General features: G+C 61.9%; 27 protein-coding genes. 7 read left to right on the top strand and 20 right to left on the bottom strand.

What is annotated here, in order from left to right; translation table 11 throughout:
- Position 1: 1 nt before the first annotated feature.
- The 11 genes from SKP52_RS24935 to SKP52_RS23480 are packed head-to-tail and all read right to left on the bottom strand — an operon-like array spanning position 2 to position 8648.
- Positions 2-583, bottom strand: a complete 582-nt coding sequence (locus tag SKP52_RS24935; protein ID WP_052182094.1) for a TrbI F-type domain-containing protein — start codon at positions 581-583, stop codon at positions 2-4.
- Positions 576-935 carry a hypothetical protein gene (locus SKP52_RS23525; RefSeq protein WP_040110187.1) on the bottom strand — a complete coding sequence of 120 codons (360 nt, stop codon included), beginning with the start codon at positions 933-935 and terminating at the stop codon, positions 576-578. Before SKP52_RS23525 ends, SKP52_RS24935 begins: the two co-directional genes overlap by 8 nt.
- The gene (gene traC / locus SKP52_RS23520) at positions 932-3508 is read right to left on the bottom strand and encodes a type IV secretion system protein TraC (protein ID WP_037554269.1); all 2577 of its coding nucleotides are present in this window, start codon (positions 3506-3508) and stop codon (positions 932-934) included. Before traC ends, SKP52_RS23525 begins: the two co-directional genes overlap by 4 nt.
- Complete coding sequence (locus SKP52_RS24930; RefSeq protein ID WP_052209038.1) at positions 3508-4134, bottom strand: hypothetical protein; 627 nt, start codon at positions 4132-4134, stop codon at positions 3508-3510. The genes traC and SKP52_RS24930 overlap by 1 nt, the downstream gene beginning before the upstream one ends.
- Positions 4135-4138: 4 nt before the next feature.
- Positions 4139-4375: a hypothetical protein gene (locus SKP52_RS23510; protein WP_228383953.1), complete on the bottom strand. Its 237-nt coding sequence runs from the start codon at positions 4373-4375 to the stop codon at positions 4139-4141.
- A gap of 17 nt (positions 4376-4392) precedes the next feature.
- Complete coding sequence (locus SKP52_RS23505; protein WP_037554272.1) at positions 4393-5220, bottom strand: DsbC family protein; 828 nt, start codon at positions 5218-5220, stop codon at positions 4393-4395.
- 14 nt (positions 5221-5234) lie between these two features.
- Positions 5235-6569, bottom strand: a complete 1335-nt coding sequence (locus tag SKP52_RS23500) for a TraB/VirB10 family protein (RefSeq protein WP_081933007.1) — start codon at positions 6567-6569, stop codon at positions 5235-5237.
- A gap of 2 nt (positions 6570-6571) precedes the next feature.
- On the bottom strand, positions 6572-7363 hold the full coding sequence (locus SKP52_RS23495) for a type-F conjugative transfer system secretin TraK (RefSeq protein WP_228383952.1): 792 nt from the start codon (positions 7361-7363) through the stop codon (positions 6572-6574).
- Positions 7364-7374: 11 nt separating this feature from the next.
- Entirely contained in the window at positions 7375-7974 is a 600-nt protein-coding gene (locus SKP52_RS23490; RefSeq protein ID WP_052182096.1) for a type IV conjugative transfer system protein TraE, read from the bottom strand.
- A gap of 3 nt (positions 7975-7977) precedes the next feature.
- Entirely contained in the window at positions 7978-8262 is a 285-nt protein-coding gene (gene traL, locus SKP52_RS23485) for a type IV conjugative transfer system protein TraL (protein ID WP_037554274.1), read from the bottom strand.
- Positions 8263-8321: 59 nt separating this feature from the next.
- Complete coding sequence (locus tag SKP52_RS23480; RefSeq protein ID WP_167702750.1) at positions 8322-8648, bottom strand: TrbC/VirB2 family protein; 327 nt, start codon at positions 8646-8648, stop codon at positions 8322-8324.
- A gap of 7 nt (positions 8649-8655) precedes the next feature.
- On the opposite strand from SKP52_RS23480, the gene SKP52_RS27155 reads away from it, so the two are divergent.
- The 3 genes from SKP52_RS27155 to SKP52_RS27400 all read left to right on the top strand — a co-directional run bounded on the left by SKP52_RS27155 (position 8656) and on the right by SKP52_RS27400 (position 10740).
- Positions 8656-8910 (top strand): hypothetical protein, encoded by a 255-nt coding sequence (locus SKP52_RS27155; RefSeq protein ID WP_152567575.1) that lies wholly within the window; start codon positions 8656-8658, stop codon positions 8908-8910.
- A 523-nt stretch (positions 8911-9433) separates the two neighbouring features.
- On the top strand, positions 9434-9859 hold the full coding sequence (locus SKP52_RS26335; RefSeq protein WP_148309292.1) for a hypothetical protein: 426 nt from the start codon (positions 9434-9436) through the stop codon (positions 9857-9859).
- On the top strand, positions 9856-10740 hold the full coding sequence (locus SKP52_RS27400; RefSeq protein ID WP_148309291.1) for a lytic transglycosylase domain-containing protein: 885 nt from the start codon (positions 9856-9858) through the stop codon (positions 10738-10740). Before SKP52_RS26335 ends, SKP52_RS27400 begins: the two co-directional genes overlap by 4 nt.
- Here SKP52_RS27400 and SKP52_RS23470 read toward each other — a convergent pair.
- The 4 genes from SKP52_RS23470 to SKP52_RS23455 all read right to left on the bottom strand — a co-directional run bounded on the left by SKP52_RS23470 (position 10695) and on the right by SKP52_RS23455 (position 16596).
- Complete coding sequence (locus SKP52_RS23470; RefSeq protein ID WP_037554281.1) at positions 10695-11651, bottom strand: hypothetical protein; 957 nt, start codon at positions 11649-11651, stop codon at positions 10695-10697. The two genes, SKP52_RS27400 and SKP52_RS23470, sit on opposite strands and share 46 nt — an antisense overlap.
- Entirely contained in the window at positions 11648-12832 is a 1185-nt protein-coding gene (locus SKP52_RS23465) for a neutral/alkaline non-lysosomal ceramidase N-terminal domain-containing protein (protein ID WP_160292465.1), read from the bottom strand. Before SKP52_RS23465 ends, SKP52_RS23470 begins: the two co-directional genes overlap by 4 nt.
- 65 nt (positions 12833-12897) lie before the next feature.
- Entirely contained in the window at positions 12898-13566 is a 669-nt protein-coding gene (locus tag SKP52_RS23460; protein ID WP_040110185.1) for a radical SAM/SPASM domain-containing protein, read from the bottom strand.
- A gap of 60 nt (positions 13567-13626) precedes the next feature.
- Positions 13627-16596 (bottom strand): Tn3 family transposase, encoded by a 2970-nt coding sequence (locus SKP52_RS23455; protein WP_008603805.1) that lies wholly within the window; start codon positions 16594-16596, stop codon positions 13627-13629.
- A 173-nt stretch (positions 16597-16769) separates the two neighbouring features.
- On the opposite strand from SKP52_RS23455, the gene SKP52_RS23445 reads away from it, so the two are divergent.
- Positions 16770-17330, top strand: a complete 561-nt coding sequence (locus tag SKP52_RS23445; protein WP_017184234.1) for a recombinase family protein — start codon at positions 16770-16772, stop codon at positions 17328-17330.
- Between the two features lie 84 nt (positions 17331-17414).
- Here SKP52_RS23445 and SKP52_RS23440 read toward each other — a convergent pair whose 3' ends face one another.
- The 4 genes from SKP52_RS23440 to SKP52_RS23425 form a co-directional block, all read right to left on the bottom strand.
- Positions 17415-18494, bottom strand: coding sequence for a Cj0069 family protein (locus tag SKP52_RS23440; RefSeq protein WP_160292464.1), 1080 nt, complete (start codon positions 18492-18494; stop codon positions 17415-17417).
- An 88-nt stretch (positions 18495-18582) separates the two neighbouring features.
- Positions 18583-19251 (bottom strand): superoxide dismutase, encoded by a 669-nt coding sequence (locus tag SKP52_RS23435; protein WP_017184236.1) that lies wholly within the window; start codon positions 19249-19251, stop codon positions 18583-18585.
- A gap of 74 nt (positions 19252-19325) precedes the next feature.
- On the bottom strand, positions 19326-20723 hold the full coding sequence (gene chrA / locus SKP52_RS23430) for a chromate efflux transporter (RefSeq protein WP_040110184.1): 1398 nt from the start codon (positions 20721-20723) through the stop codon (positions 19326-19328).
- Between the two features lie 2 nt (positions 20724-20725).
- On the bottom strand, positions 20726-21676 hold the full coding sequence (locus SKP52_RS23425) for a chromate resistance protein ChrB domain-containing protein (RefSeq protein ID WP_025160483.1): 951 nt from the start codon (positions 21674-21676) through the stop codon (positions 20726-20728).
- A gap of 168 nt (positions 21677-21844) precedes the next feature.
- Between SKP52_RS23425 and SKP52_RS23420 the strand changes: the two genes are divergently transcribed.
- From SKP52_RS23420 to SKP52_RS27515, 3 genes are all read left to right on the top strand, one after another.
- Entirely contained in the window at positions 21845-22735 is an 891-nt protein-coding gene (locus tag SKP52_RS23420; protein WP_008603797.1) for a DUF1259 domain-containing protein, read from the top strand.
- Positions 22732-23136, top strand: a complete 405-nt coding sequence (locus SKP52_RS23415) for a PepSY domain-containing protein (RefSeq protein WP_228165648.1) — start codon at positions 22732-22734, stop codon at positions 23134-23136. The genes SKP52_RS23420 and SKP52_RS23415 overlap by 4 nt, the downstream gene beginning before the upstream one ends.
- 75 nt (positions 23137-23211) lie before the next feature.
- The gene (locus SKP52_RS27515; RefSeq protein ID WP_223178489.1) at positions 23212-23538 is read left to right on the top strand and encodes a Rap1a/Tai family immunity protein; all 327 of its coding nucleotides are present in this window, start codon (positions 23212-23214) and stop codon (positions 23536-23538) included.
- Between the two features lie 369 nt (positions 23539-23907).
- Here SKP52_RS27515 and SKP52_RS23405 read toward each other — a convergent pair whose 3' ends face one another.
- A complete protein-coding gene (locus SKP52_RS23405; RefSeq protein ID WP_052209037.1) occupies positions 23908-25866 on the bottom strand; it encodes a cytochrome c/FTR1 family iron permease in 1959 nt (652 codons plus the stop codon).
- Positions 25867-26248 lie beyond the last annotated feature (382 nt).

Here is a 26248-nt window from a genome sequence, read left to right as displayed (position 1 = left end):
CTCACTGCCCGCCGCCGGGCAGCAGACCGCCGCCACCGAACACCGGATTCGCCGCTGGCGGCGCCTGCACCGGCGCTGTCGGCATCATTCCGGGCATCGCCGGTGCAGGCGCCGGCGCAGCGGTCGCTACGCGCGGCGGCGGGTTGCGCTTGATGAACTCGCCGACCGCCGCGCGGATCTCCGGTGTGATGTCGGGCATCGAGGCCGCTACAACTGCCTCGCTCACGACGATCGTCTCGCCGGCGGCCGCGCGCTCCTGAAGGGTGCGCTGCATGGCGGCCATGAAATGGCGCGTATCGGAATCAACCTGCTCGGGGCTCGCGCCCGATCGGGCCTCCGCCATGATGAAATCATTCGCCATCCCGGCGAGGCTGATCGACACGATCCGTCGTTCCTTCAGGATCATGAGCTCGCGCGTGGCCCATCCACCCCAGAGCAGTGCCGCGACAAGGGCGGTGCCGCCCGCAATTTGCCCCCATGAGAAGCCGGCGAAACCGCGGCGACGGGAAGGGGGCGCCGCCGCGGCCTCAGTCGGAGGAACGAGCGGTTCCCCGCCGATGGTCAAAGCCAGTTGCTCAGTCATTGGACATGTCCCCCTTGGATGTTGCGGTGCCCGAGAGCAGCGCAGCGCGCCGCGTGATGCAGAAGAACAGCACCAGACCGCCGAAGAGATACAAAAGGATCTCGGAGAATTCGGAGCGGCGCTCGCTGTCGGCCGCGAGATAGTGATTGGAGAGATTGGCCGTTTCGGCGAAAAACTGGTCGACGCTGAGATTGGCCATCAAGGCGAAGAAACCGAGCATCACCCCTGCAGCAGCAAGGCAATTGATCGCCAGCCAGCAACTGACCGAAACGAGCGAATAGGCGATGTCCTGGAACAACCGCCGAGGCGCGATAGCGGGCTTCCGCATCCGCGAGGTTGCCAGCGCCGTCATTCTGCAGCTTCCGCATAATCGGCGCGGACGCCCCGCTGTTCCTGCACCGATCCGGGGAAGGCGACTTCCTCGATCGCCTCCGCCATGCTCATGCCGGCGGCGGTCTTCGCGTCGATCGCGGCGAAGACCTGAGGGCTCGAGGAATAGAGCGTCGCCGAATAGGGATCGAGCACCAGACGGCCCATCGCGAGCATCTCGGGCCCCTTGATGAGCACGTCCGAATATTCGGTGCCATTTCGTTTCAGCGACCGCATCATCGCTTCGACCGCATCATTCATGTCGAAGCGGTCGAGCTTCTTGAAGTCCGCGATGGTCTCGGGCTTCTGCTGAAGGATCAGGAACCAGTCGCTGTTCTCGAGCGCCGCGATCGATCCTTCCGACTTGTAATAGTCGTTGAGCGATTGGGTGGCGGTGATGAGCGACGCGCCATATTTGCGGCAGGTTCGGGCGTAGGTCTCGACGAAATCGGCCATCGACCCGCCCTTTAGGAGCTGCCAAGCCTCGTCGAGCAGCAGTGCCTTGCGGGTGCTGCGATCCTTCCGCATCGCCTGGCTCGACAGGAACATGATGGCCGTCAGGACCACCGAACGCAGCTCTTCGCGCGCCGACAGGTCCGAGAGCTCGAACACGGTCAGATCGGCGCCGATCTTCAAGGTCGATTGCCCTGTGAAGAAGCGGCCATAGGTTCCGGCGCTGGAAAATGGTCGCATCGCGATCGCGAGCTCTTCGCCCTGGATATGCTGCCTTGCGATCAAGGCTTCGATCACCCCGTCGATCGAACCTTCGGCGCCATTCTTTTCCCATTCGGCGTTGACCGCGGCGTCGATCAGGCCGCGCTCGGTATCGTTGAGGCGGTCGATATGGCGACCCATCTGACCGATGATCGCCTTCAGCATGGCGATGCAATCGAGCCGATAATCTTCGTCGCGCTCCGCCTCCGCCGCGTCGATCATCGAGAAGGGATTGAGGCAGAAACCAGAGCTCATCGTGAACTCGACGAATGCGCCACCCTGCAGCTTGCAGCTATGCTCGAAGCTGCGGCCGTCATCGATCACGATGACCTTCGCGCCGGCGCCGACCAGCGCCGAGGTGATTTCCTGCAGGGCCACGGACTTGCCCGAGCCGGACTTGCCGAAGACCGCGACATTATGGTTGCCGGCGCTGTTCTCGAATGGCGACCAGAAGAAGGGCTGACCGCGGCGACCTAGGAGCAACAAATGGGGGATCGGCCCGCCATTATATTCGCCCTGCAGCGGCGCAATATTGGCAACCGTCGTGGTCAGCATCGTGCGGAAGCGTTTCAGCCGCTCAAAGTCCTTCGCGAGGCCGTTGGCCATCGTGAGCGGCATGACCGAGATCAGCCCCGCCATCTGCAAATAGCGTTCGTCCTGAAGCTCCCAACCCGCCGCCTTGTAGACCGCCTTGAGATTGCGTTCGTGCCGATCGCCCTCACCGTAAGGCGAGACGCTCATCACGCTGTAGAAGACGCGCACGAGCTTCTGTCCCTGCCGGAGCTGGTCCTGGACATATTCCCACTCGCGAGACTGGTCGCGGATTTGCGGAGTAAACTTCGCGCTCTGCGAATTCGCGAGGCTGGTGGTCCGCATGAACTTGAACGCCGCGCGCGACGTCGCCGCCTGTTCGTCGGGATAGGTGATGGTGAGCATCGTCGCCACCGGACAGGGCATCCGAAGCTTGTCGAAATAGGGATCGCCGATGAGCTTTACCGTGTCCCAAGGCGCCCAGCGCGGCGGGAGGTTGCGGATCGCGTAACAGCGAATGTCGAAGCGATCGGGCACGATCTCGCCGATGTCCGGCACGCCGTCCTGCAGCGCGCCGAGCGCGCGAAAACGCTCCGTTCGGATCAGGATGCGATTGGGATCGGTGACGATCTCCATATCGCGGCGCACCGCTTGGTCCGCGATCGGATCGAAGCGATTGTAATCAACGACATCTTCCCCCGACACTGTGGTTGGCGACGTCAGATCGTCGACGAGCTTCAGAAGGCCAACGGGATCGAGAATCTGCGCCTCGACGTCGATCGAGCGAAGCATCGACGCCATCGACTCCCGAAGGGTGATCAGCTCCTCGTCGCTGACCTTCGCGCCCTCCGGAACGCCAAGCGAAACGAAAACGCGGTGCGAACGGAGATGAAAGGGCGCGTCCGCCGACAGACTCGACCACACGCCGCCCTCGAGATAATCGGCGCGGTGCTGAGCAATCCGCTCATAGACGCCCTTCGCCATCTGGCGCGGGATGAACCATTGGACCATCCGTTCCGCGATGCGCGGACTCATCCATTGCAGGATCTGGATCGACGTCTTGTCCGGGATGCCTTCGGACAGAAACTGCGAAATGATCTCGCTCGTCCTGTCGTCGGCACCGACCAGCGGAGACACCTCGAGGATCCAGCCCCGCGATGCGCTGTTGTAATATAGTCCGTTCTTCTGGTCGAAGCTCCGATAGGGCAGCCAATCGGCGAACATCGGGATCGACGTCGACGGGACGGCCTTGTCGACCTTGCGCGGCCCGCCGAGCAGATCACCGAGCAGCTTGTCGAACCACCCCGCCATTACTGGCCATCCGGAGCGGGTTGAGCAGCCAGTGCAGGCGCAGACACGACCGCATGGTCGGCGGCTGCAGCGGCGGCTTCGCTTTCGGAGGGCGGCACCGCCACCGGCTCGGGACCCTTGCGACCAGCAGCCAGCCGGCGTTCAACTTCGGCTCGGAAATTTTCGCCTGAAACCGGCTTGCCCGACGTCGGTACCGACGCGCTCGCTATCTCGGCGGGCGCCGGCGCGCCCGCCGCGAGCTCGACCAGCGACAAGCGTGCCGGGGCCGAGGAAACCGAGGCCGCCAATCGGCGATCGTCGCTTGCTGCGCCGGCAAGCTGCGGTTCGACGTACACGACCGTTTCATCGCGCCAGCGACCGAACCGGTCGGTTCGCGCCGGCAGCACGACCTTCAACGACCCCGCCGAACGCGGCGCAGCGGGATCGGCGGTTACTGCACCGGCAACCGCACCCGATGCCACGCCGCCGGTCATCGAGGCGATCGCCTGGTCATCGATGTTCGATGTGGGCGAACAAATCCCGTCGGGCGCACGGCAAATGAAATTGCCTTTGACGTTGCCCCCCAGCGAGGCACACCCGCCGAGGCAAATGAGGCAAGCACCTGCAAGCAGACCCAAGCTACGCATGTCGTCAGCTCCTTCCGTTGCCGATTTCGAAAATCTGAACGCGCCTCGACCGAAGGGCCCGCAGCGCCATCGCTCCACCCGCCATGCTGGCGAACAGGATCATGCAAATCGCCAAGGCCTTGAAAAAGGCGAACATGAGAGCAAAGCGGCCAGCGGGTCCGAACTCCGCGAAGTAGGAATTGACGATGATGATCATCCCGACCTGGCTCGCGAGGAAGAGGACAAAGATCGCGCCGCCCAATCGATCGACCGGAGCCATCACCGGCCTCCCTTCAGCCAGGTCTCGAGGACCGCTCGCGGGCGATAGCCCTCGAGAACCGTTCCATCGGACCGGACGAGGACGGGCGTGCCGCTGAACCCGTTCGATCGGGCAAAATTCTCATTCGCATCGAGGCCGCTGGTGTCGCAGCTCGCCGGGGCCACTTCCGCGCCTGCATAGGCTGCCCTCAGGGCACGCGGCTTGTCCTTGGCGCAATAGACGCGATTGGACAGATCGCGCGTCCCGAGGGTCGAAATCGGCCGTTCGATCACCCGGACATTCATTTGCTCGAGCTCGTTCGCGAGCGCACGGCAGAAACCGCAATGAAGATCGGTGAAGATGGTGACGGGCGTGCCCGATGGATTACCCCAGACGATCGCGCCCGAGGCAGGCAGTTTCGAGAGGTCTACCTTCTGCGCGGCAGCCGGCGGCTGGGCCGCCCGTCCTGCAGGACCAGCCGCCGCCATCTGCGGGACCGGCGTTTCGCTTTCCTCCTCGAGACCAGCTTTCGCCGCACCACCGAGCAGCATGTCCGGATTCATCTCGAGCAGCTTTGCCGCCGTCAGGTCCTGACGCGACTCCATATCGTAGACGCGGCCGACGATCAGATACCGCGCGGTCCCGTCGACGTAGAACAATGTCTTGCCGGCAACGACCTCGCAGAGCCCCGCAACCTTGTCGCAGTCGATCTGCGAGACCTGCGTTTTCGGGAGGCGAGTCTTGAGGAGCGCCGAAACGCGGGTCGGCTCAAGCCGATCGGCGGCATAGACTGCGGTCGCTGCGCCTCCGAGGAGCAATGCGGCGACCAAACCAACTTTGAGCTTCATGTTCAGCCCTTTCCTCAATTGCGAATGAAGGCGCCGTCGAGAAACACGATCTCGACTTCAACGCCGGTGGGCATCTCGATGACGGGCTGATATTGTTCAGCGCGCTCGATCAGATATTGGGAGAGCATGTCGCCGGCCTGGCTTACGCCTTCACCGATACCGCCCTTGGCGATGTCGCCGGTCGACAATTTCTGGCGCTCGCCGTTGACGACGGTCGTGGTCCCCGAGAGGAAGCTGTTCGAGTTGGCCGAGAAGCCGCGACCGATCCCGCCGACCAGACCGGCGAAGAATGCTTGCATCGTCAAACTGCCTTCGCGGCTCACCACGCGGCCACGGACCCCGGTCTTGCCGCCGAACGCGATGAAGCCCTTGACCTCGCTTTCGGCATAGCGGCCACCCGGTTGCGGGCAGGTCATCTTGGCGAGCTTCACATAGACTTTCTCGGATGAGAGATCGCCGCGCGCTGCGCCGTTGACCAGACACCCATCGATGCGCGTCGTCAGCACCTTGCCGTTCTGCGCAACCGACCGCGCGGGCCCCACGATACGGAGGACCACCGGAAGCGGATCCGACTGCGATTGAACATTCGACGCTGCATCGACCCCGACGATGACCCGGGCTTTCGCATAGCTATTCGCCGGGAGATAATTGGGGCTGTCGGACGCGAAGAGATTGCTGGTCGGCGCAGATTTGCTGCCGCCACCGGTCGCTGCCGGCGTCGCCGCGAAACTGATCACCTTGAGCTCGCGCCGCGCTTGCGCCCCCGCGATCGCACCGCCGCCGGCTGCATCATAGGCTGCAGGACCACCGGCACCATAGAGCGCCGTCGGGCCAGCGGAGGGCCGCGACGACGCTTGCGCCGCCGCGAGCTGTTCCTTCAGCTGGCGATTTTCATCGTCATAGGCCGAAAGGACCCGCGTACCTTCCGATGCCATGTTGGAATTTTCAGAGCGCAGCGCGTCAATCTGTGCCTGCATCTGCTCGAGCTGATCGCCCTGCCCTTGCATGCGGCGAAGCTGGTTATCCTGGCTGTTCAGCCGGTTCTCCGACATCGACAGCCATTCCTTTTCGGAAAGGTTGCGCGCCGCCAGATCGTCGGTCGAAACCTTGATATTCTCCGATGCCAGATCCTTGCCCGGCGCATTCGGACCCTCGTCCGTATTGCCGGTGAAGAACAACCAGTAGACCGCTGCGGTCAGGAGGAGACCGCCGACACCGAACAAAAGCATCCGCTGGCGCTTTTCGACGCCTTCGTTGACCGACAAGCTCGCGCCTTCGGGAACTGCCGGCGCTACGGCCGCCTCACCGCGCGGCGAACCGCGTTTCAGGAATGACCCCAGACCTGTCATGATTAGCTCCCTTGCTTCCGGGTGACGACGTAGGCCGACGTCGCCTGTCGCGGCGCCAGCTTCGGGTTGGCGATCGACACCGCGATCGCGTCGACGGGGGCTATCCGCCCCTCAGTGATTTCGACGGGAGCGGGCGAGCTGTTCTCGATCCGGACGACGCGGCCGACGACATCGAGGCCCTCATATTCGGCGACGAGCTGCACGGTGAGATCGCCGGCCTGGACGGGGACAAGAGCGGAGCGACGCATCCGATAGCCCGGGACGATTTCCTGCGACGCCATCGCCTGGATGAGGCGCACTGCCGTCTCGTCCGCGTCGGGCGCGTCCTCTTCTGATTCCGTGACCGCCTCCGCCTTTGCCAAGGCGAGCGGGTTCGACACGAATATCTGCTGGGCCTCGATCGCCTCGATCCGGCAGCCGAACTTGTAGACATAGCCCTTCTTCGTCGTCCCGAAGAACGACAGGACTTTCAGGCGAAAGCCCTCCGGGACCGACAAATAGATGTCGCCGCGCGTCGGCTCGTTGACGACCGAGAAATCATCCAGCGGGTTCGTCGGCTGTACCTTCGACACGCTCGCGAACTCGTCACCGATAAGGCTGATGCGCGTCAGATCCTTTTCCGACGCGACGCACGCGACACGGGAATTGTCCTCGACCATCACAGTCTCGTCCGCGCGGGCGCTTTGCGCGGTTAGGATAGCCGCGCCGATCATCGTCACGCCGAGAACGCGCTGGAGCCGATCCATTGGGCGCGACGTAAACAGCACGCCGCCGGTGCCGAGTGCCATAGGCATGAGCATCTCCATCATTGGGGAGCGGGTTCAGTGGCGCCAATGGGCGCGTCTTCACCCGGCTTGTTCGGGACCACGATGCCGAAGCCGATCAATCGGAGCTCGACGCCCGTGTAATTCCAGTCGAAACGGAAGGTGCGCTTGACCGCGCCAACCTCTTGACGGCCGACCATCGTGTGGAGCGTGCCCGTCGTCTCCGACATCAGGCTCTGCGGATCCACCCGCATCGATTCCATCGTGAAATATTGCGACACACTGGAGCCGCGCTGGTCGTTGACGATCTTGAGCAAATCGCCCTTGATCCGACCGTAGGCGGAGGGGTGAACGATCTTGAGGACCGAATCCATCCAGTAATCGAGGTTCTGCGGACTGCGATTGAGCATCATCACGGCCGCGTCGCGCGTCACCAGTTCCAGATACTCTCGGCTGACGCCCGCGCTGCTCAGCTCGAGCTGCCGCGTCAGGACCGGCTGCAGAACAATCGCCCGATCACGCTCGGAGGCCGCGATCAGCGAGAAGATGGTAACGATCGCAAGGCCCGCGCTCGCCATCACGAGCATATTGCGCTGTTTGAGAACGCGCTGCGCCTGCGCCTGGCTGAATCCCGCTTCCATCGCTTACCCCGCCATCAATCGAAGATATGAAGGCGGGACGGCCCGGATGCCCATGACACCGCTGGGAAGATACCAATAGGCCATATGGAGGAGCCACGAACCAGCACGGCCTGCTTTTGCCTTTCGCAAGACCCACCAACCCAGGATTCCGAAACATATGCCCCAGATGATATGCTGTGCGAGGATCCCGATAAAAAAGGGTCCGGCCATCGCGACGAACTCGTCCATGGTCCAGAGCCCGATCCGTTCGGGTTCATCCAGCTTCCCGGGAATCACATAGCGATCCATAACCGCCCCGCCCCAATTGCCCGGTTAAGCGCGCTTGGCGCACTCCCGGGACGCCCACATCAGATGATCGCAGTCACAGCCGAGGTGACGATCGGAACGCCCGTGCCGACACCGATGCCGACGCCGACGGGAAGAGCGATCTGACCGAGGCTGAAGCGGCCCGAGGCCATGCCGGCGAGGCCGAGCGCCAGCGAGATGATCGTGATGATCTTGCCGCCCGAGCCTTCGAGAAACGCGGTGAATTTGTTAAACGCGGTGTCGAAGGTCGTATCGGTGCCGGCGAACGCCGGCCCTGCGAGCAACACGAACGCAAGGAGCGTTACCGCGGCCAGAAGCGGAAGATGATCGCGACCGAACGCCCCCTCCCGGTCTTTCATCAGTGACATGGTTTGCATGATTTTTTCCCATCTTGTGAACGACGCCCGGAACGGGAGCCGCTCAGAAAGGGAAACCGTGGCAAATGCTGGTCAAGCCAGCGCTGACCGATTATTACCTGATTTGCGTGGATATGGGTATTTTTGCTTCAAAAATCTGTATAAATGCGAACGAAATATTCGTCAGTTTGACCATGAAATTCGTTACTCGGATGAAGTTTCTGCTCGCGGCAACGAAAATTTCAGGCACTTTGGACTCGAAGACTGTGTGTGAAGATCGAAGTGCATAGTTACGAGGCCATCGAAAGCTTATGGAATGCCAAAGACTCAAACAGTGACCCTGCGCTACAGGGCTAGCGAGGCGTTCTGGGAGATACAGTGTCGGGCGATATGCGAATTATCCATATGCGAACGACGGGCCTACTCCCTGCCAAGCCTGCTAGCGCACGTGGCCGAGAAAAAGCTCGGTGAATTGGGAAAACTAACCCCGAAGGACCTGCTATATTTTGCGAGCACGGACTCGGTTTGTGGTGATATCCCAATCAACATCGGGGTAGATAAATGGGTCAACGACCGGCTCAGGAGGGTCCGGTGGCGCCTCTCTGAATCGTCTGGCACCCGCGTTACCAATATTCAGCTACATCGACTCGCATTCTACATCATCACAGGGGCATAATATTCAAACCAGATTTGGGGCTTTCTCAACTTGACATTTCAGCGCTCTGTCGCTGCCCTATATAGGAACGAATTAGTTCATATGATGGAATTTATTCATTTCTCTGGGGCACCGAATGTCATTGTCAAATCTCTACCGTTCTCTTTGTCAGGAGCAACAATCGAGGACCGGTCTGTCGATCCGGCAGGTCGCCAGCACCGCAAGGTTGAGCCCTGGAACAATCGATCATTTTTTGGCGCACGGCGGAACGCCGAGTTATGATCGCCTGCTAGCGATCAGTGACGCTTTGCGGATTGATCGACTTAGAGCCCAGATCGCTCTCCAGGTGCTTGGTTGCCCGGGATCATATTACGCGCCAGGCACCATATTGGCTTCGCGCTTGGTAGCCAGACTAGCCGAAGCGATTTCTCACCCGGACAATGAACCCGAGGAAGAATTGAATAGCTGGCAGACGGAAGCAATTCTAAATCAGGCCGAGCAAGCGGTTTGCAAAGGCCTTGAGGCAAACAGACAGATTAAACAGCGCTTCCTGGCCCTCGGTCGATGAAACGATTTCTGCTTACTTCGACTGCATTGATCTTCGCCCTCCAAACAGGAGTGGCAGACGCGGAGGAAATGGTAGTCCGACAGGCCCAGCTGATCGACTTTGCTCGACCTCTGCCACAGAAAGAGAATATTCCCGCCGTCGAAAACGATATGCGGAACCAATTCGCAGCGATCGCCCCAGAGGAGATGAATCGTGACCCCGCCCGCCTGCGCCTTGGTCGGATCAAATATCTCCGGCCTTCGCGAGGAGCACCAAGAGCACCCACGCATACCCAGTCGCCGCCCCTAGGAATTTCAGATCGCTTCGCGGCCGGAGATTGCGCGGTCAAGCCGTACCGCCCATCTCCAATTCTGGGTCAACGCGCCGATCGACGTAGGGAGCTGCTCTACCCTTTAGTGCGGCGAGCAGCGTGCGAAGCACGCCTCCCGGTCGGACTGATAGACGCCCTCATCATGCAGGAGAGCCGTTACAATCCGTCAGCTCTAAGTCCGAAGGGTGCCTTTGGACTCGGTCAGCTCATGCCGGCGACAGCGCGGCAGCTTGGCGTTGACCGCTACGATCTGATGCAGAACCTTACCGGAACAGCAATGTATCTCGCGCAGCAGCTCGATGAGTTTGGCAGGGTCGACTTCGCGCTTGCAGCATACAATGCGGGGCCTGGCCGGGTACGATCAGTACGACGCATCCCAAGAATAGCAGAAACACAAAACTATGTTCGCCAAATCATGGCCAATTGGCGTTCCATTGAAGCTGGCGGCGCAATACCAAATCAGCCCTCCATCGTTCGGGCTGCGGGGATTCTCTCTTTTCTCTCAGCCCCGCAACTTGTCCAAAGTCATAGCATGTCTGGTCGCAGCACCGAATTCTCAGAAGGGACATAGCCTGTGCCGGCGAACACTTCGAGAAGAACGATGCGCGATCCCAGAAAGATCAGTTCCTGATCTTTCACCAGCGTAGACAAGCGGCCGCTTTCGATCGGATCGGTCTGCGAGCGCAGCGTCAGGTCTCGCACATCGCGCGCACCACTTGTCCTCGGCCACCAATGCCCGACGGTCGAGCCGATTCTCAGCGGTGAAGCGCTCAAACGCGCCGGCGCATCTGCCCAGCAATCCAGATCATACGGTTTTTCGAGATAGGAGCCCATCAAAGGCGTGTGATACCCACCGTCCAGCCGTAACCGGCTTGCTCGAACCGCCATTCCTCCCCGCTTGTCGAGTGTAGCCAGAAAATCAACCATCAGCGCCCGGGGGCCCACAAAATCCATGACGCCTACGTTTCGCCGGTCCTGCAAATATATGCCCCCGTCAAACTTCTTGCGAATCAACTCGAAAACCTCTTCGACTTTCCAGTCCGATTCCGAGAAGTCGATGCAGCATGCGCTAACCCCCTGCTCGCGATTCCGCAGAGCATGATTTGCGACTTCGAGATTCAGGTCGGCAACCTCGGCAGGGAAACTCGATGCCGTGAAAATCTCGGCTGCGAGCAACCCGGGCTGTATACCGCCCGAATATCCTAAGATGCCAGTGATATCGGGGCGCTTCAGCAGCAACGCGCGAGCGAGCATAGTGTAGAATGCATATTGGAAGTGGTAGATTTGGAGTGGGCTGCGCGCTTTTTGATGGCCGCCCGCGAGCATTTCAGTAACCCTGGTCCCGTATTTCGCGACCGTCGATGCATCGGAGGCCCGAATGACAGGGTCTCCTTCGTAGGCCGAGAGGCCGTCAATCCATTTCGGCGACGCCTGGATTGCTTCGCGTGGGCCAGCTGCGATGAAGCCGATGAACAGGATCATGTCGGTATCTTGTTTCGCCCCATAATATGTTCCGCATTCGCGATGGCCGCGGATACATAAGCTTCCGCGCCGGACTCACTGAGCATTGATGCCGCCGGTTCATAACCTCCCTCGCCATAATGCTCACGTGTGGGCAGATACCCGACATAGTCGTTGGCATAGCTCACGACCAGACAGTCTCCAACCGCGCTTTCGATTATTCGGGCGGTGTCGAAAAGACACTCTCCGCCCATCGCCACGAAAGGCATATTGCCCAGCCGGAGCACCTGACTTTCGACATACAAGCCCCCTTCCTCGCTGGTTCGCAGCCGCTGCTCCACGGTCAGGTAGGGGTGCGATCGCTCTTCATAGACTCCATCGAGAATTCGCGATCCCATAGTCTCGACTGCGAACGGACGCGCCGAATTCAAGGCTTGCTCAGCGCAGTCCGCCGCGGCGCGCGCAACGCTGCACATTGCGTCATAGTTGTTATGACCGCTCCATATCTTCGGGTTGTTGTCCCCTGCGGCGCCGTTCAAAAACAGCCAGATCCCACCCGCTCGCGTGCCAAGCTCTGCCATCGCGATACCGCACCAGTCGCCGCTAATCGCGTGGCTGTCCGCGCCGAGAACAACGGGGTGCATTGCTGCATGAACGATTCCTCCGAGGCTGCGATCTCCCGCAGAAAATTGGAGTATCGACAGGCGCTGGTCGGTATGACCCATTTCATATGGCAGGCGATAAATTTGTCCGTCCACCGGGCGCCGTCGATTGACAGCGAGATCGAATCTGGCCTGGCCTCTGACCGCAGTGCAATCGTCAACGTTGTTTAGGGCAAGGTACACGGTGCTCGCGACCATCTGCGCTAGCCATTCCATCCACCAGCCGGCTATCGGCGGCGCGAAGGCATACCAGTTAAGTGTGTCGGGCCCGGAATGTGTATGCGTGCATGCAATCATCACGTTCTCGGGACGAATGGCCGAGGAACGCGAAATTAGGTCCCGAACCTTGCGAATGAAGCGGCGCGGTAACCAGATGAGATCGAGCGAGACGATCGCGTAGAGGGTATCACGGTCGGAACAAACCAACGCTTTTGCTAACAAATCGTCGCCAATCGAAGTGGCCATGCGCGGCCCGCGATGTCCTGCCAATTGGATCGGCAGCGGCGGCGTGATTACTGATTGGGCAAATCCCGCCTTCATCTCCATATCCTATCGCTGAAGCTTACACGCTTTCGCTGTCCGGCAACCGAAGCGCTGCTCGAAATCTAATTTGCGATTTTGTCGGGGGTCAGTTGATCGCGCAAGTCGATCGGGGCGCGCGGGGGGCGCGGCTTTCCCGACACTTTGAAACAGGATGCGCACAGCGAAAATGATTGGCGCCCGTCGATTTCGAGCCGCTCTCTAAACGCGGACGCTCTGCCGATGATAGCATCCATGGAATCATTGCGGAGATTGCCAAGGAGCGCCTCCGGATTGGCAATTTGCGTGAGGATGCATGGCGACACGTCCCCCGTCGGCGACACGGATAAGCTGTAGCCGGCCCAAAAACAGGCTCCATTGGGCTGCGGGCCGCGCGCGTCCGCCTGCCAATGGAGCGTCGGATCGAGGCTGTCGTTGTAGGTGGGATCGGACCCATTTGCCACGATCGGGGTGACTCGCTGCCAAACGTCGCATTGCGCCGCTAGGTTCAGAAATTCCGCATCGTATGTAGCTTCGTCGACCCCGAGATCGAGCTGATAAAGGCTGACGTGCGGCCACGCGCTTTCGCCACGATGACGGAGAAGGCAGTGCCCCCCCCTTACGGCTCGCCGGAAACTGTCCTTTCCACGATTGCTGTCGTGCGCCTGCTCGTTGCCGCCGTCTATCGACAGATAGACATGGTAAGGCTGCCGAATTCTACATAGGCTTTCAGCCACTCGATTGCCGAGCAGCATGGCGTCACCTCAAGGTTTGTGCGCCAGACAACGATTTGGCGGACATAATGAGAACACTGGCTATGCCACGAGTTTGAGGCGGGCCATGGGATCGTTGAGGGTGCGGAACTCGCCAGGGGAGAGCCGGTTTGCCCTTTGCCACAGATAGTCGCCGGTCAAACTGATATGCACCCAGCCCATCGGCGAGAGATGGGCAAGCAGCGCATCATCGAAGGTGCCGCCGGATGATTGGAGATGCTGGGCGGCCCTGTCCATATAGACGGTGTTCCAGTAAGAAATCGCCGCGATCAGCAGATTGAGGCCCGATGCCCGATATTCCTGATTCTCGATCGAGCGATCGGTGAACCGCCCCTGTCGGTTGGTGTAGATCGCGGCGGCAAGGGTATGACGTGCTTCGCCTTTATTGAGGCCGGCCTGGCAGGCGCGACGCAAGTCGGGCTGTTCAAGCCAGTCGAGCGCAAATAGCGTCCGCTCGATGCGGCCGAGTTCGGCCAGCGCAAAATCCAGCCTGTTCTGGCGCTTGTAGGCGGCCAGCTTGCGCAGGATCGCGGAGGGCGCAACGGCTCCTTCCTTAATGGAGGCGACGATCCTGACGATGTCATCCCAATCGGCTTCGATCGCCGCCGTCTTGATCGTGCGGCCCATGAGGCTTTCGATGCCTTTGTAGGTCGAAGGCGCGGCGATCGAGCCGAGTTTCCGGTCGGCGATGTCGCGCAGACGGGGCACGAACCGGAAGCCGAGAAGATGGCAAAGGGCAAAGACATGGTCCGTCGCGCCGCCGGTATCAGTGTAATGCTCATGCAGCGGTAGCGCGCCGGCGCCGAGCATCAGGCCATCCAGCACGTAGGGGGCCTCGCCGGCGGTGGCCGACATGATCCGCGATCCGAACGAGGCAAAATGATCGGACAGGTGGGAGTAGATCTTCAGGCCCGGCTCGCTGCCATATTTCGCATTGATGTCGGCCGCCGCCGATCGGTTGCGGCCCGAGCGGAAGAACTGCCCATCGGAGGATGAACTAGTGCCGGCTCCCCAATGGCGCGTGAAAGGAAGATCATGGTGCGCGGCAACGATCATCCCCAACGCGGCCTGATAGTTTTCGGGCGACAAATACCAGTTGTGGGTCCAGGCAAGCTGGGCGTAGCTCACCCCGTCGCTGGCGTTGGCCATGCGCTCTAGACCCAGATTCGATCCATCAGCGAGAATGGCGGCGAGGATCGCGTGCGGGTTGTCATGCTCCTTGCCGGACCGAAGATCGCGAAATGCGCTCAGGAACCCGGTGCGCTCGGCCACCTCGACCAGGAGTTCGGTGATCCGCACGCGCGGAAGCAAGGCGTCGAGCCTGCGATCGAGAGCCTCCGCCTCGGGTGGAGTGATCGCCGGCATGGGTTGCAGCTTGAGCCGGTCGCGTTCGAGCGCCACGCCCGCGAGCCTGTTCGCCTTGAGTTGCTTGGCGAAACGGCGCAGCCGCCAGTCGAGCGTCCTTGCCCGCTCCTCCAGATAGGCGGCCGCATCGGTCTGGAATGGCAGGCTGTCGGCCACCTTATCGGCATCGCGTCGACTCAGCAAATAGGTGTCGAAGCGGCGATAATTGCGGGTTCCTTCGACCCATATGTCGCCGGCGCGCAACCGATCGCGCAGCGTGGCCATGATGGCCGTCTCGTATCGCCGGCGATCGACCTGGCCACCTTCGGTGATGAGGCGCTTCCACTGCCGGTTGGCGAATGGGAGCGGAACGCCCTCGGGCAGGCTGCGGGCCTTGCGGGCATTGGTATCGCGGATGACCTCGATGGCCTTGACCAGTTGCGATCCGCTCCCCGATGCCTTGAACGTGAATGTATCGAGGAAAGCCGGGCTGAACCGCCGCAGCGTCGCATAGCGACCAGTCGCCGCGACAAGCGCATCTTCGCCCGCCAGCTCGGCCAGCGCATCGACCTGCGATTTGGCTGCGACCAGTCTGTGCCAGCCTACCGCTTCGTCGATCAGTTCGAGCGGATTACCGCCATGTTCGACCGCCTCTCCCAGCGCGGCGATCGTCGCGCCGAACAGCCGCATAAGTTCGCCGACCGAGCGGATGCTGTCCTGATAGCGCCTTTCCCGCCCGCGCCGCGCCCGTGTGAACAGGCTTCCGACAAGCCTGTCGAACATCTGGATCGCACCATCGGCGAGCCTGGCATCGAGGTCGATGACCGCCGCGATCAGCGTCGCGCGGCGCCTGTTAAGGCTATAATCGGAGAGCAGGAACGCCGGCGCAACGCCACCTTCGCGCATGAACTGCGCGAACCGGAAGTCGGGGATTTTCGCGCCGATCGCCGGGTCGATGCCGATTCCGCGCACATAGCGTAGCCGTTCCAGCAGCCCGTTGATGTTCGCCGTGGTGGGCGCTTCCTCGAAATTGCGCAGCCAGGCCAGCGGCGTCATGCCGAAGTCGCTGTTGTTGACGATCAGATCATCGATCCGCGCCAGTTCGGCATGACCCAGGCTTTCGACAATGAGCGCCGCCGCGGCTTTGCGGGCGCGTGCCCTGCCGGCGAGGCCCGCACGTTCGAGCGTGTCTGCCGATGGAAGAATGAAGCGTTCCTGCTTCAGCCCCTCCATCAATGCGCGGACAATAGGTTCGCCCCGATCGGTCCGCTCCGCAGCTCTTGCGGCGAGATCGAGCGCGAGCGGTATATCCCCTCGCCGAAAAGGGTGTAGCCCCAGATGCCGTGCCGCAATGTCGGCATGATCGTTACGTGTTTGCGCGCGCTGGCCATAGTCGGCGAACGCATCAACATCGACGAAGAGCTGGGCGGCGAGATAGTGAAGGACCGCATCGGGGACGTCGACGTCGGGCTGCAAACCGAAGCCGGGATGCCGCATAAGCGCGATCTGCGTTGCCAGACCGAGGCGGTTGGCAGGGCGATAGCGGCGACCGACCAGTTCGAGATCCTCGGCGGCAAGGGTATAGTGGCCGACGATCGCGGTTTCGTCATGGGGGATATCGAACAGGCGACGCCTTTCTTCTCCGGTCAATAATCGCCGCCGCGCCATCCTGCCTCCATCCCGAGTCGAGAGCGACAGGCTAGCGTCAATCTGGAGTATAGCCTAACCGGACGTCAGGATGCAGCGGCGGTTTCTGTCAGGATAGGGTTATGGCAAGCATTTATTGACGCATGTTCCGCCGTGTCATAGAATTCAACCTGACATTTTGACCGGAGGCGGCGATGAAAGGCCAGAGGATCGGTTACGTCCGGGTGAGCACATTCGATCAGAATGTCGATCGCCAGTTGGACGGGCAGTCGCTCGACCGGATTTTCACCGACAAGGCATCGGGCAAGGACATCAACCGCCCCGAACTCGATGCCATGCTCGCCTTCGCCCGCGAGGGTGACACCGTCGTGGTCCACAGCATGGATCGATTGGCGCGTAATCTCGACGATCTGCGCAAACTGGTTCAGTCCCTCACCAAAAGAGGCGTCCGGATCGAGTTCGTTAAGGAAAGCCTGGCCTTCTCGGGCGAGGATTCCCCGATGGCCAACCTGATGCTCTCGGTCATGGGTGCGTTCGCCGAATTCGAGCGCGCCCTGATCCGGGAGCGGCAGCGCGAAGGCATTGCGGTCGCCAGACAACGCGGTGCTTATCGCGGGCGGAAACGTTCCCTCTCCGACGAAATGGTCGCCGAGCTGCACCGCCGTGTTGATGACGGCGAGCGCAAGGCCGTCATCGCCCGTGACCTGGGGATCAGTCGCGAAACCCTCTACCAGTATCTCCGCGCTGCCACCTGAGCCGGTTTCACCCAGCCTCGCTCACCCTTAGGCTTGTCTGATTGATACGACCAATGTCACGTCTCTTGAATTGCTTGAATCATATCAATGAGGATTGGAGGTCTCCTTCGTCAAACGAATGGCAAGAGCGCGACCGATTGCCGCTGCGGCGACTGGCTGGACGGCGCTTGGCGGAAATGGTGCAACCGAACTAGCATTGATCTCGCAAAGCGCATAGGAGCCATCGCTGATGGCTTCACCAGGGCGAAATAGGAAGTCGGCGTCCCAAAGAAGCGGAAGATCGTGGTCGGCGATCGACAGCAACCTTTGCATCTCTGGAATCCAGCGATCCTCCATCGCTTTCCGTAAGGCTACGAAGCGCGTCACCTCCGGTCCGAACATGGCGCGGCCCATCGGCTGTGGGGTTGACGACGTTGTATCAATGGCCGTTGGCGTCATCAGCGCAGTGATCAGGTTGTGCCCAAAGCCAACCACTCGGTGCCCGCACACGTAGCAGCGGACCATGCCCTCGGACGACTGCGGCTGATAAGCCTGATCGATCAGCACGCCGCCGTCGTTTAGAAACGGCACCCACCTTTCCAAGCACTCGGCTAGGCTGATGCGCTCCGATTTGCTTCCTTGGCGGGCCTCTTGAACTTTCACCGACGTTTTCAAAGCCGGAGCGTTTCCCGCTTCGTCTAGTTGGACACGCCATACATTCCTGCCGCCGTTGCCGTAGTTCGGCTTCAGCACGCGCGGGCCTGCGGCAAGATGTTCGGGGAAACGAGCGCGAAGGCCTTCAGCGTCCACGTATCGATCGACATCGCTGCCCCATTCCATGGATCGCGTTGTGTAGAGCACTTCCTTGACGCCGATTTTGGCGATCACGTCAGGATGCGCGCTGACGACAACGCCGCACCCCGCGACTTCGCGCAGCATTGGATCGAGCTGCGAGCGGTCGCCTGAAATGTCCAACGGATTCACCCAGACCAGCACTGCGTCGCACGACAGCAGCTCGTCCCGAATCTCGCGAACCGCCTCGTCCCTGTACAGTACAGGCCTTGCGGTCGCCCCGAGCGCCCGCAAGGCCTGCATTATCGGCCACTGCCGGGCTTCATGAAAGCGATGCGTCCACTCGGCTGCTTGCCCACGCCAAAGAAGAGCGATGTACGGGCCGGATGTCATTGTTGCATCTCCCCATCGGACCTGTCCCCTTTGTGGTCGCGAACTCAGGTGTCGCGCAGCAGTGGGTGTTAAGCCACGGCGGTCGGGTTCAGCCGCCGCCGCGCAAAGCCGCGGCATAGCGCCGGTCGACCACTTCCCAGTCGATGTTGCGGAAGAAGGCGTCGACATATTTGGCGGCGGCGGTGCCGTAATCCATGTGGAAACTGTGCTCGTACATATCGAGCGCGAGCAGCGGCACGCCGGCAATCGCACCGTGCATATGATCCCACGCCCAATGGTTGTGCAGCGAGCGCGTGTGGAGATTGTAGACGAGCACGCACCAGCCCGATCCGCCGGCAAGGCTCATCCCGGTACGGCGGAAGTCGGCTTCCCAGCGGTCGAACGAGCCGAACGCCGCGCCCAGCGCGTCGCGGATGGAACCGGCTGCCTGGCCGTTGCCGCCGAGCCCGTCGAAATAGACCTCATGGAGCACGACCGAGCCGGTGCGGTGCAGCTCCTCGCGCTTCAATCCGCCATAGACCACCGGCGGCAGGTCCGTGTCAGCGAGCGCGGCGGCAAGTCGTGTCTCGATCATATTCAGGGCCTTGACCGAGCCCGCATAATTGTTCTCGTGGTGCGATGTGATCAGCCTTTCGGAGAGGCCGTGAAGCCTGGCGGGATTGAACCTGAGCGGCTTGACCTGATGATTTCCGGCAAAGGCGGGGACAGCCGCCGGCGCTGCGGCCGGCGTCTGCGCAGAGGCTTCGTTGATAGTCATGGCGGCGGCTCCGATGCCAAGAGTTGCGATTGCACTGCGTCGGGAAAGATGGTCGATCGTCACGCGTCACTCCTTCAGATGATCATTACATATGCGGCCCCGAGGACCGAGCAGACGCCGAGCACCGGCAGCATGCCGGCCTTGAACCGGAACATGGCGAGTATCGCACCCACCGCGAGCGCCAGCGCCGGCCAGTTGACGGACGTTAGGACTGGGAGATCGATGGTGCCGGCTGCGAACGGCACTTCGCGGACTTGCTCGAACAGAGTGTGGATACCAAACCAGACCGCCAGATTGAGGATCACGCCGACCACTGCGGCGGTGATCGCCGAAAGCGCGGCCGACAATGCGCGGTTGCCGCGCAGCCGCTCGATGAATGGCGCGCCGGCGAAGATCCACAGGAAGCATGGCAGGAAGGTAACCCAGGTGGTGAGGATTGCGCCGAAGGTCGCGGCGACGAGCGGCGGCAGCCCGGTCGCTTCGCGGAAGGCCGCGAGGAAGCCGACGAACTGCGTCACCATGATCAGCGGCCCGGGCGTGGTCTCGGCCATGCCGAGCCCGTCGAGCATCTCGCCGGGCTGGAGCCAGCCATAGGTCTCGACTGCCTCCTGCGCGACATAGGCGAGCACCGCATAGGCGCCGCCGAAGGTCACCACCGCCATCTGGCTGAAGAAGGTGGCGATGCGGCTGAACACGTCGTCGGGGCCGAACGCGAACAGCAGCGCTGCGACCGGCCCGAGCCAGAGCAGCAGCAGGACGCCGGAGATGCGCAGCGACCAGGAAAGGTTCGGCCGCGCATGGTCGGGAAGGCCCTCGCCAAGAGCGGTGTCGCGGTCGTGGATTATCTCAGCGCCGGCGGGACCATGTCCGCCGCCGCCCTTGAATGCGGCGTAACCAGCGCGGCCACCGAAGAAGCCGATCAGCGCGGCGGCAAGCACGATCAGCGGGAAGGGCACGTCGAGCACGAAGATCGCGACGAACGCCAGCGCGGCAAAACCGCGCATGACGTTGTTCTTCAAGGCACGCGAACCCACCCGGACCACCGCCTGTAGCACCACCGCCAGCACGGCGGCCTTCAATCCGAAGAACAATCCCTCGACCAGCGGCACTTCGCCGAGCAGCACATAGACATAGCTGAGCCCTAAAATCGCGAGGAAGCCGGGCAGCACGAATAGCGCGCCCGCGACCAGGCCGCCCTTGGTCTTATGGAGCAACCAGCCAATATAGACAGCTAGCTGTTGCGCTTCAGGGCCGGGCAGCAGCATGCAATAGTTGAGCGCGTGGAGGAACCGCTCCTCGCCGATCCAGCGCTTCTCCTCGACCAGGATGCGATGCATCACCGCTATCTGGCCCGCCGGTCCGCCGAAGCTGAGCAGCGCGACCCTGATCCAGACGCGCACCGCCTCGCCAAAGCTGATGCCGTGCTCGTGCAGCGTCTCGACTGCGATTTCAGCGCGTGCGCTGGCCTCCATCTTTAGTCCTCTTTTCGCCGGGTGAAGTGAGCATAGAATCCGTCGAGCGCGGTCGATCCGCGCGCGATCCGCTCCTCGTCGTCGTCGGTGCCGGCACAGATGCCGGCGATAAGCGCGCTCACTCCCGGAGTTTCCGGGCGCTCGAACCGAGCATCGGCAATATCAAGGTCGTGAACAATTTCGCCGAGCGCCCGCAGCGCGGGGTCGGTCTCGAGACCGGTGAGGAACACCAAGGTCTCGAAGGAGCAGCGGTCGCCTTCGTGGGTGAACTCAGCGTCCGCCATGTCGAACCTCAGTTCGTCAGGCTCCGGCACATATCCTTTGCCCTCGACGAACTTGAAGCTCGCCTCGGGGTCGATGAAGCGGCGAATGAGCCAGGCGGACGCGATGCGATCGACATGGACATGGCGGCGCGTCACCCAAACGCGGCGCTTTAGCTCCGCCGGGGTCAGCTCGGGCGCACCGGGGCCGCTCACATCGGGATGTTGGTGAGAGCGGCGGTCCGCCTCGGTGATGGCGGCCTGTGCCGCCTGCCGACCATGCGCACCGAAAAAGTCGATCGCGGCGACCTCGTTCAGGCGTTTGCGCAGGCGGCCCACATCCGCCGCCGCGACATACTCGCCCTCACACAGCGCGCGCGCCTCGCGTGCCAACTCCTCATAGTCGGCGTCACGCGCAGCGTCGAACACTCCGCGCAGCTCCGCATCGCCCATGCCGCCGACAAGGCGCGCTTCGAGGATCAGCGCCTCGCCGCCATTTTCGGTGATCTCGCGATGCAGTTCTTCGAACAGCGCGCGCGTGTCCTCGCGATTGGGGAGCGCATGGACGGCGTTCTTGAGCGGCGCGGCCCCGATCGCCTGCAAACGCCGCCAGACCTTCACCCGCAAATAGGCAGGCTTAGCCGGAAGCTGCGGGATCAGGAGCAACCAAGGGGAAGCTTGTGTGTTTGTCATAGTTGTATCGTCACTAGCCTACAAGTGTAAGGGTTGCATCACAAGCCTCATGAGCATAGGACTGCTTATCCCGAAGAAAGAAACCGGAGCGCAATGTCGCGGCTCGCCGGCGGCGCGCTCGCATGACGTGAGGCTTTCCGTGTCGAGTGCGCTGATGAAGGATCAATTATGCTGAAAAAGACCATCGCCTTGGGATTCGCCAGCCTCCTGCTGGCAAGCCCGGCATGGGCAGCGCCGGACTGGTCGGCTGTCGACCGGGCGATAGGACGAGCGGGGGCCGAACAGCCGGGGGGCGTTCACCGCTACAGCTTCCCGCGTTCGGACCTGAGCGTCACGCTGGATGGGGTGACGATCAAGCCCTCCCTCGCGCTCGGCTCTTGGGCGGCGTTTCAGCCGATGGGCGACGAGGCGATGGTGATGGGCGATCTCGTGCTGACCCACGACGAGGTGAACCCCGTTTTGAGCCGCCTGCTCGCAAGCGGTTTTACGATCACCGCGCTCCACAATCACCTGCTCCGCTCTTCGCCTGCGACCATGTACATGCACATTGCCGGCCACGGCGACCCGGTGAAGCTCGCGGCCGCGCTCCGGCAAGCGCTATCAGCCAGTCGGACCCCGCTCGCCGCGCCGCAATCGCCTTCGGCCAGCGCAGCCGCATCGCGGCTCGACCTCGATGTGGCCGCGCTCAACCGGTTGATGGGCGGTGAGGGCAAGACGGCCGGTGGCATCCTCCAATACAGCTTTCCGCGCGCCGAGCGGCTGATGGACGGCGATATGGAGACTCCGCCGACGATGGGCACGGCGACCGCGATCAACTTTCAGCCAACCGGGGACGGCCGAGCCGCCATCACCGGCGATTTCGTACTTGTCGCAAACGAGGTCGATCCGGTCCTGCGCGTGCTGCGGACGAACGGGATCGAGGTCACGGCGCTGCATAATCATATGCTAAACGACGAGCCGCGGCTGTTCTTCATGCACTTCTGGGCCAACGACGACGCAGCCAAGCTCGCCCGTGGGCTGCGCGCGGCGCTCGACAGGATGAACAATCAGAGGAGTTGAACTCGGACGACGGCTCATTGGGCCGTAACCGCCGCCCGCCCGACCCCACGGCCCTTATGCAGGAAGTGGAATGGAACATGGCTAGCAAACGAACTCTCACTGTTGTCGCAGGCGTGGGCGCGGCCGCGCTGGCGATCGCGGGCGTGGCGATCGCGCAAAACCACGAGGCGAACGAAAACCGGATAATCGGCAAGCACAGCGAACGAGACATCCCGCTTGCTCAGGTGCCCGAGGCCGCGATGAACGCGGCACGCGCGCAACTCGCGTCAATAAGCAAAGCGGAGCAAGTCACCCGAAAGGCGGACGGAAGCACGCTCTATGAAATCAAGGGCAAGAACAGCGACGGAAAGACGATCGAACTGTTCGTCACGCCCGAAGGCCAGGTGCTCGGCCGCGAATGATGGATCAGCACGGGGCGCCGGCCGTCGAGGGCCGTGCGCCCCTTCCGAAATGATACTGCGGAATAGGAGACGAAAATGCGGCCAAGGCGATGGATATTGTTATGCGCCGCTTTGGCCGCCCTGCCTGATAGTGCGATCGGCCAAACCGAACCCGCGTCGGCGACGGGCTCGGCGTTGTTCGTAAGCTGTCAAGCGAATGAGCCGCGATGCGGCGCTTACCTCCAAGGCGTGCTCGACATGATGATCGTCGCGCGAAAAGCGGAATGCCGCGCTCCACGCTATGACCGATCGGCGCTGCGCGCGGCATATTTACGCTGGGCGGAGCAGAATAGCTATTTTATGAGTGTTCATATGGTGGCCGGAGCTGAACGCTCGTTAGCGAAGGCTTGGCCATGTCAGTAGCATCGTACCCCGCGGCGTAGCCTGCCCGGCGGCTGCCTTTGAGGGCAGGCGGAGCGTCCGCCTGGCGGTGAATTCCGCCAGCTCAACGATCCCATGTCGCGCCTCAAGCTCGCTAATTAGCCGATGTTCGCATTATGTCTGCCAAATCGTTGTCTGGCGCACAAACCTTGAGGTGACGCCGATTCCGCCCGAGGCCAACCTGTTGGGCGGCATTGGCGTCATCGCGCCGCTCTTTCTGCATTCGGCCTATGACATCATTCGCGACGCTCTTCGCCCGTTTGCGTCTAACAAACCGGGGCAGACCCCTGGGTAACGCAGAACTGGGAATCCGTCCTGTTCGGGCGATCACGCCATTTCTCGCTTAGTCAGCTAAGCCACGCCCGGTGCCCTCGCCCGGTTATACCAGAAGCCCGTGGCAAGGACCATCGCGGCCGCAAGCTGGGCCAGAACCGTCTGTATCGTCGGGTACACCCCCATCATCGGGATGCGCGGAAATCCGGCCAGCGGCGTAACTCCGATTAGGCCCGCTTCCTGAAGCCCGCCGATACCCTTCCCGGCCAGCACGACTGCCAAAATTGCGATAAGTGCCGCGCTCCAGGAAAAGAATTGCGTGATCGGCAATCGGGCGCTGTAGCGCAGCAAGGCCCAAGCGATCATGCCCAACAGAACCACGGCCGCCCCCGCCCCCGCCAGCAGGGCGCCGCCATTTCCCTGCGCCCATAAGGCGGCGTAAAAGAGGATCGTCTCGAAGACTTCGCGGTAGACCACAAGGAAGGTCAGCCCGAACAGGAACCACGCAGACCGGCGCGACAGGGCAGCGGAGATTTTCTCCTTGATGTAGCGCTGCCAGGCTTCGGCATTGCTTTTGCCATGCATCCAGATGCCGACGGAGATCAGGATGATCGCGGCGAAGAGCGAGCCAAATCCTTCGGTGAGCTCACGCGATGCGCCGCTGATCCCGATGAAATAAGTGGCTACAAACCAGGTCAAGGCGCCCGCCGCAAGAGCGGAAACCCATCCCCCGTGGACATATCCCATGACGTCGGTTCGCCCGGTTTTGCGAAGGAAGGCCATCATGGCAATGACGATTAGCAGCGCCTCGAGGCCTTCGCGCAGGAGGACCCCGAACGCGCCGAGGAAGCTCGACGAAGCGCTAGCCTGTTCGGGCGCAAGCGCCGCCTCGGCTTCGACAAACAGCCGGGCCACTTCGGCATTTGCGGCCTCTACCTCCGCGATCGGGCTGCCCTTTCCAATGGCCGAGCGCAAATTGCCCATCGCCATCTCGATTTCCGCCATGAGGTCGGAATCGCGCGCCGCAAGGACAGGCTCGACAGGCTCGAATCCGTCGAGATAGGCCGACAAGGCCAGGTCGGACGCCCGCTTCCGGTCCCCCGCGCTATAGGCCTTCATGCTCGCCTCGAGGCGCTGGCGCGCGAAGGCCAGGGATCCCGCAGGCTTGGCTTCCAGCGCCTGCGGCTGGCGGCGCAGATAGGCCGTCAGCGGCCCGGCCCGGCTGTCGCCGAGCGTGGCAGCGAGCTCGGCCGGCGTCGTGCCAACAAAAATGGTCATATTGGGCAGCGCCGCGCGGGTCGCAGCGTCCTTTTCCCAAATGTTGCGACCGTTCGGGGCGGAGGAGTCCGGATAGGCAAGGCTGCCGACGTAGAAGGCCAAGGCCCAGCGATCCGCCTCGGGGAGTGAGTCGAAGCTCGCCATCGAAGTTCCTTCGAGCCCCTGCGATATCACCTGGTACAGCGCAAACAGGCTCCGTTCCCTGGCACGCGACAAATCGGTAAAGGCAATCGGCGGCGGGTCGAGCTGTGCCGCGTTCGGGCCATCTCCGGCCCCGCCTGCTCCATGGCACACCGCGCAATTTTCCCGATACAGCGTTGCGCCGCGCGCGAGGTCGGGCGCAGATTTCGGAGCAAGCGGCACCGGGTAGCTCGCCAGCAGCGCGTCCGCGAGCTGGTGCGACTGCTCGGCCACCGCTGCCGGTGCCGACCTCGCGCCGATCGCAGCGCTTAGTTTCGCGGCGCGCGCGAGCAAGGCGGGCTTGGCGGTCTTCTGCGGGAGCCGTTTCAGCCGCGTTTCGACCTGCCCGGAAAATTCGACCATCTCGGCATATTCGGCTTCGCTGATGACGCGGCCGTTCGAGACCGCACCGGGGTAATCGACCGCGATATAGTCGAGAAGCCGCCACACCGTCTGCACTTCGGGTTCGCTCGCCCGGGCGGGCTGCAAGAAAAGCAAGGCGATCAGCAGCGCCGCGAGTATCGACCGCCCCAAGGCTTTCGCCCCCCGACTTGCACTGCCCTTCAAAAATGGCGGCATAAAATATCCTAATGAGAATGATTCGCACTGCCCGCATAGGCGTTGGGCTCCGTTGGCGGAAATCTTTTTTTGGCCGTTGTCGCTCTATTCGAAACAAGGGGCACAGAGGCAAACGCCGCCGCATCCGAGCCGGCAGAACTTTCGCAGACCAAACGAGTGCTTCGCCTCAAAAGACCGATCTGACGGGACCGCATGGCGCTGCCCTGCGGCTAGGAGGCAAAACGGTCGAAAAAGGCTCTGGCGTGCGAAATGTTCGGTTTTCTGAAGGCGACCCCCACATTGAACGCCCTCGCGGCAAATCGTTAGTTAGAGTTGCTGGCGACGGAATAACGGGAAGCCTCAACTCGACTCGGCAACGGGGTTTCGACTCATGGCAGCATAA

It is taken from the genome of Sphingopyxis fribergensis (assembly GCF_000803645.1).
Lineage (GTDB): Bacteria > Pseudomonadota > Alphaproteobacteria > Sphingomonadales > Sphingomonadaceae > Sphingopyxis > Sphingopyxis fribergensis.
The sequence above is the reverse complement of the archived record's forward strand: the minus strand, read 5'-3'. Positions and strand labels throughout refer to the sequence as shown.

What these genes read in the sequence shown, in the direction of transcription:
- SKP52_RS24935 (WP_052182094.1), bottom strand. Translation starts at nt 583, where the DNA reads ATGACTGAGCAACTGGCTTTGACCATCGGCGGGGAACCGCTCGTTCCT.
- SKP52_RS23525 (WP_040110187.1), bottom strand. Translation starts at nt 935, where the DNA reads ATGACGGCGCTGGCAACCTCGCGGATGCGGAAGCCCGCTATCGCGCCT.
- traC (WP_037554269.1), bottom strand. Translation starts at nt 3,508, where the DNA reads ATGGCGGGGTGGTTCGACAAGCTGCTCGGTGATCTGCTCGGCGGGCCG.
- SKP52_RS24930 (WP_052209038.1), bottom strand. Translation starts at nt 4,134, where the DNA reads ATGCGTAGCTTGGGTCTGCTTGCAGGTGCTTGCCTCATTTGCCTCGGC.
- SKP52_RS23505 (WP_037554272.1), bottom strand. Translation starts at nt 5,220, where the DNA reads ATGAAGCTCAAAGTTGGTTTGGTCGCCGCATTGCTCCTCGGAGGCGCA.
- SKP52_RS23500 (WP_081933007.1), bottom strand. Translation starts at nt 6,569, where the DNA reads ATGACAGGTCTGGGGTCATTCCTGAAACGCGGTTCGCCGCGCGGTGAG.
- SKP52_RS23495 (WP_228383952.1), bottom strand. Translation starts at nt 7,363, where the DNA reads ATGCCTATGGCACTCGGCACCGGCGGCGTGCTGTTTACGTCGCGCCCA.
- SKP52_RS23490 (WP_052182096.1), bottom strand. Translation starts at nt 7,974, where the DNA reads ATGGAAGCGGGATTCAGCCAGGCGCAGGCGCAGCGCGTTCTCAAACAG.
- traL (WP_037554274.1), bottom strand. Translation starts at nt 8,262, where the DNA reads ATGGATCGCTATGTGATTCCCGGGAAGCTGGATGAACCCGAACGGATC.
- SKP52_RS23480 (WP_167702750.1), bottom strand. Translation starts at nt 8,648, where the DNA reads ATGTCACTGATGAAAGACCGGGAGGGGGCGTTCGGTCGCGATCATCTT.
- SKP52_RS27155 (WP_152567575.1), top strand. Translation starts at nt 8,656, where the DNA reads ATGATTTTTTCCCATCTTGTGAACGACGCCCGGAACGGGAGCCGCTCA.
- SKP52_RS27400 (WP_148309291.1), top strand. Translation starts at nt 9,856, where the DNA reads ATGAAACGATTTCTGCTTACTTCGACTGCATTGATCTTCGCCCTCCAA.
- SKP52_RS23470 (WP_037554281.1), bottom strand. Translation starts at nt 11,651, where the DNA reads ATGATCCTGTTCATCGGCTTCATCGCAGCTGGCCCACGCGAAGCAATC.
- SKP52_RS23465 (WP_160292465.1), bottom strand. Translation starts at nt 12,832, where the DNA reads ATGAAGGCGGGATTTGCCCAATCAGTAATCACGCCGCCGCTGCCGATC.
- SKP52_RS23460 (WP_040110185.1), bottom strand. Translation starts at nt 13,566, where the DNA reads ATGCTGCTCGGCAATCGAGTGGCTGAAAGCCTATGTAGAATTCGGCAG.
- SKP52_RS23455 (WP_008603805.1), bottom strand. Translation starts at nt 16,596, where the DNA reads ATGGCGCGGCGGCGATTATTGACCGGAGAAGAAAGGCGTCGCCTGTTC.
- SKP52_RS23445 (WP_017184234.1), top strand. Translation starts at nt 16,770, where the DNA reads ATGAAAGGCCAGAGGATCGGTTACGTCCGGGTGAGCACATTCGATCAG.
- SKP52_RS23440 (WP_160292464.1), bottom strand. Translation starts at nt 18,494, where the DNA reads ATGACATCCGGCCCGTACATCGCTCTTCTTTGGCGTGGGCAAGCAGCC.
- SKP52_RS23435 (WP_017184236.1), bottom strand. Translation starts at nt 19,251, where the DNA reads ATGACTATCAACGAAGCCTCTGCGCAGACGCCGGCCGCAGCGCCGGCG.
- chrA (WP_040110184.1), bottom strand. Translation starts at nt 20,723, where the DNA reads ATGGAGGCCAGCGCACGCGCTGAAATCGCAGTCGAGACGCTGCACGAG.
- SKP52_RS23425 (WP_025160483.1), bottom strand. Translation starts at nt 21,676, where the DNA reads ATGACAAACACACAAGCTTCCCCTTGGTTGCTCCTGATCCCGCAGCTT.
- SKP52_RS23420 (WP_008603797.1), top strand. Translation starts at nt 21,845, where the DNA reads ATGCTGAAAAAGACCATCGCCTTGGGATTCGCCAGCCTCCTGCTGGCA.
- SKP52_RS27515 (WP_223178489.1), top strand. Translation starts at nt 23,212, where the DNA reads ATGCGGCCAAGGCGATGGATATTGTTATGCGCCGCTTTGGCCGCCCTG.
- SKP52_RS23405 (WP_052209037.1), bottom strand. Translation starts at nt 25,866, where the DNA reads ATGCCGCCATTTTTGAAGGGCAGTGCAAGTCGGGGGGCGAAAGCCTTG.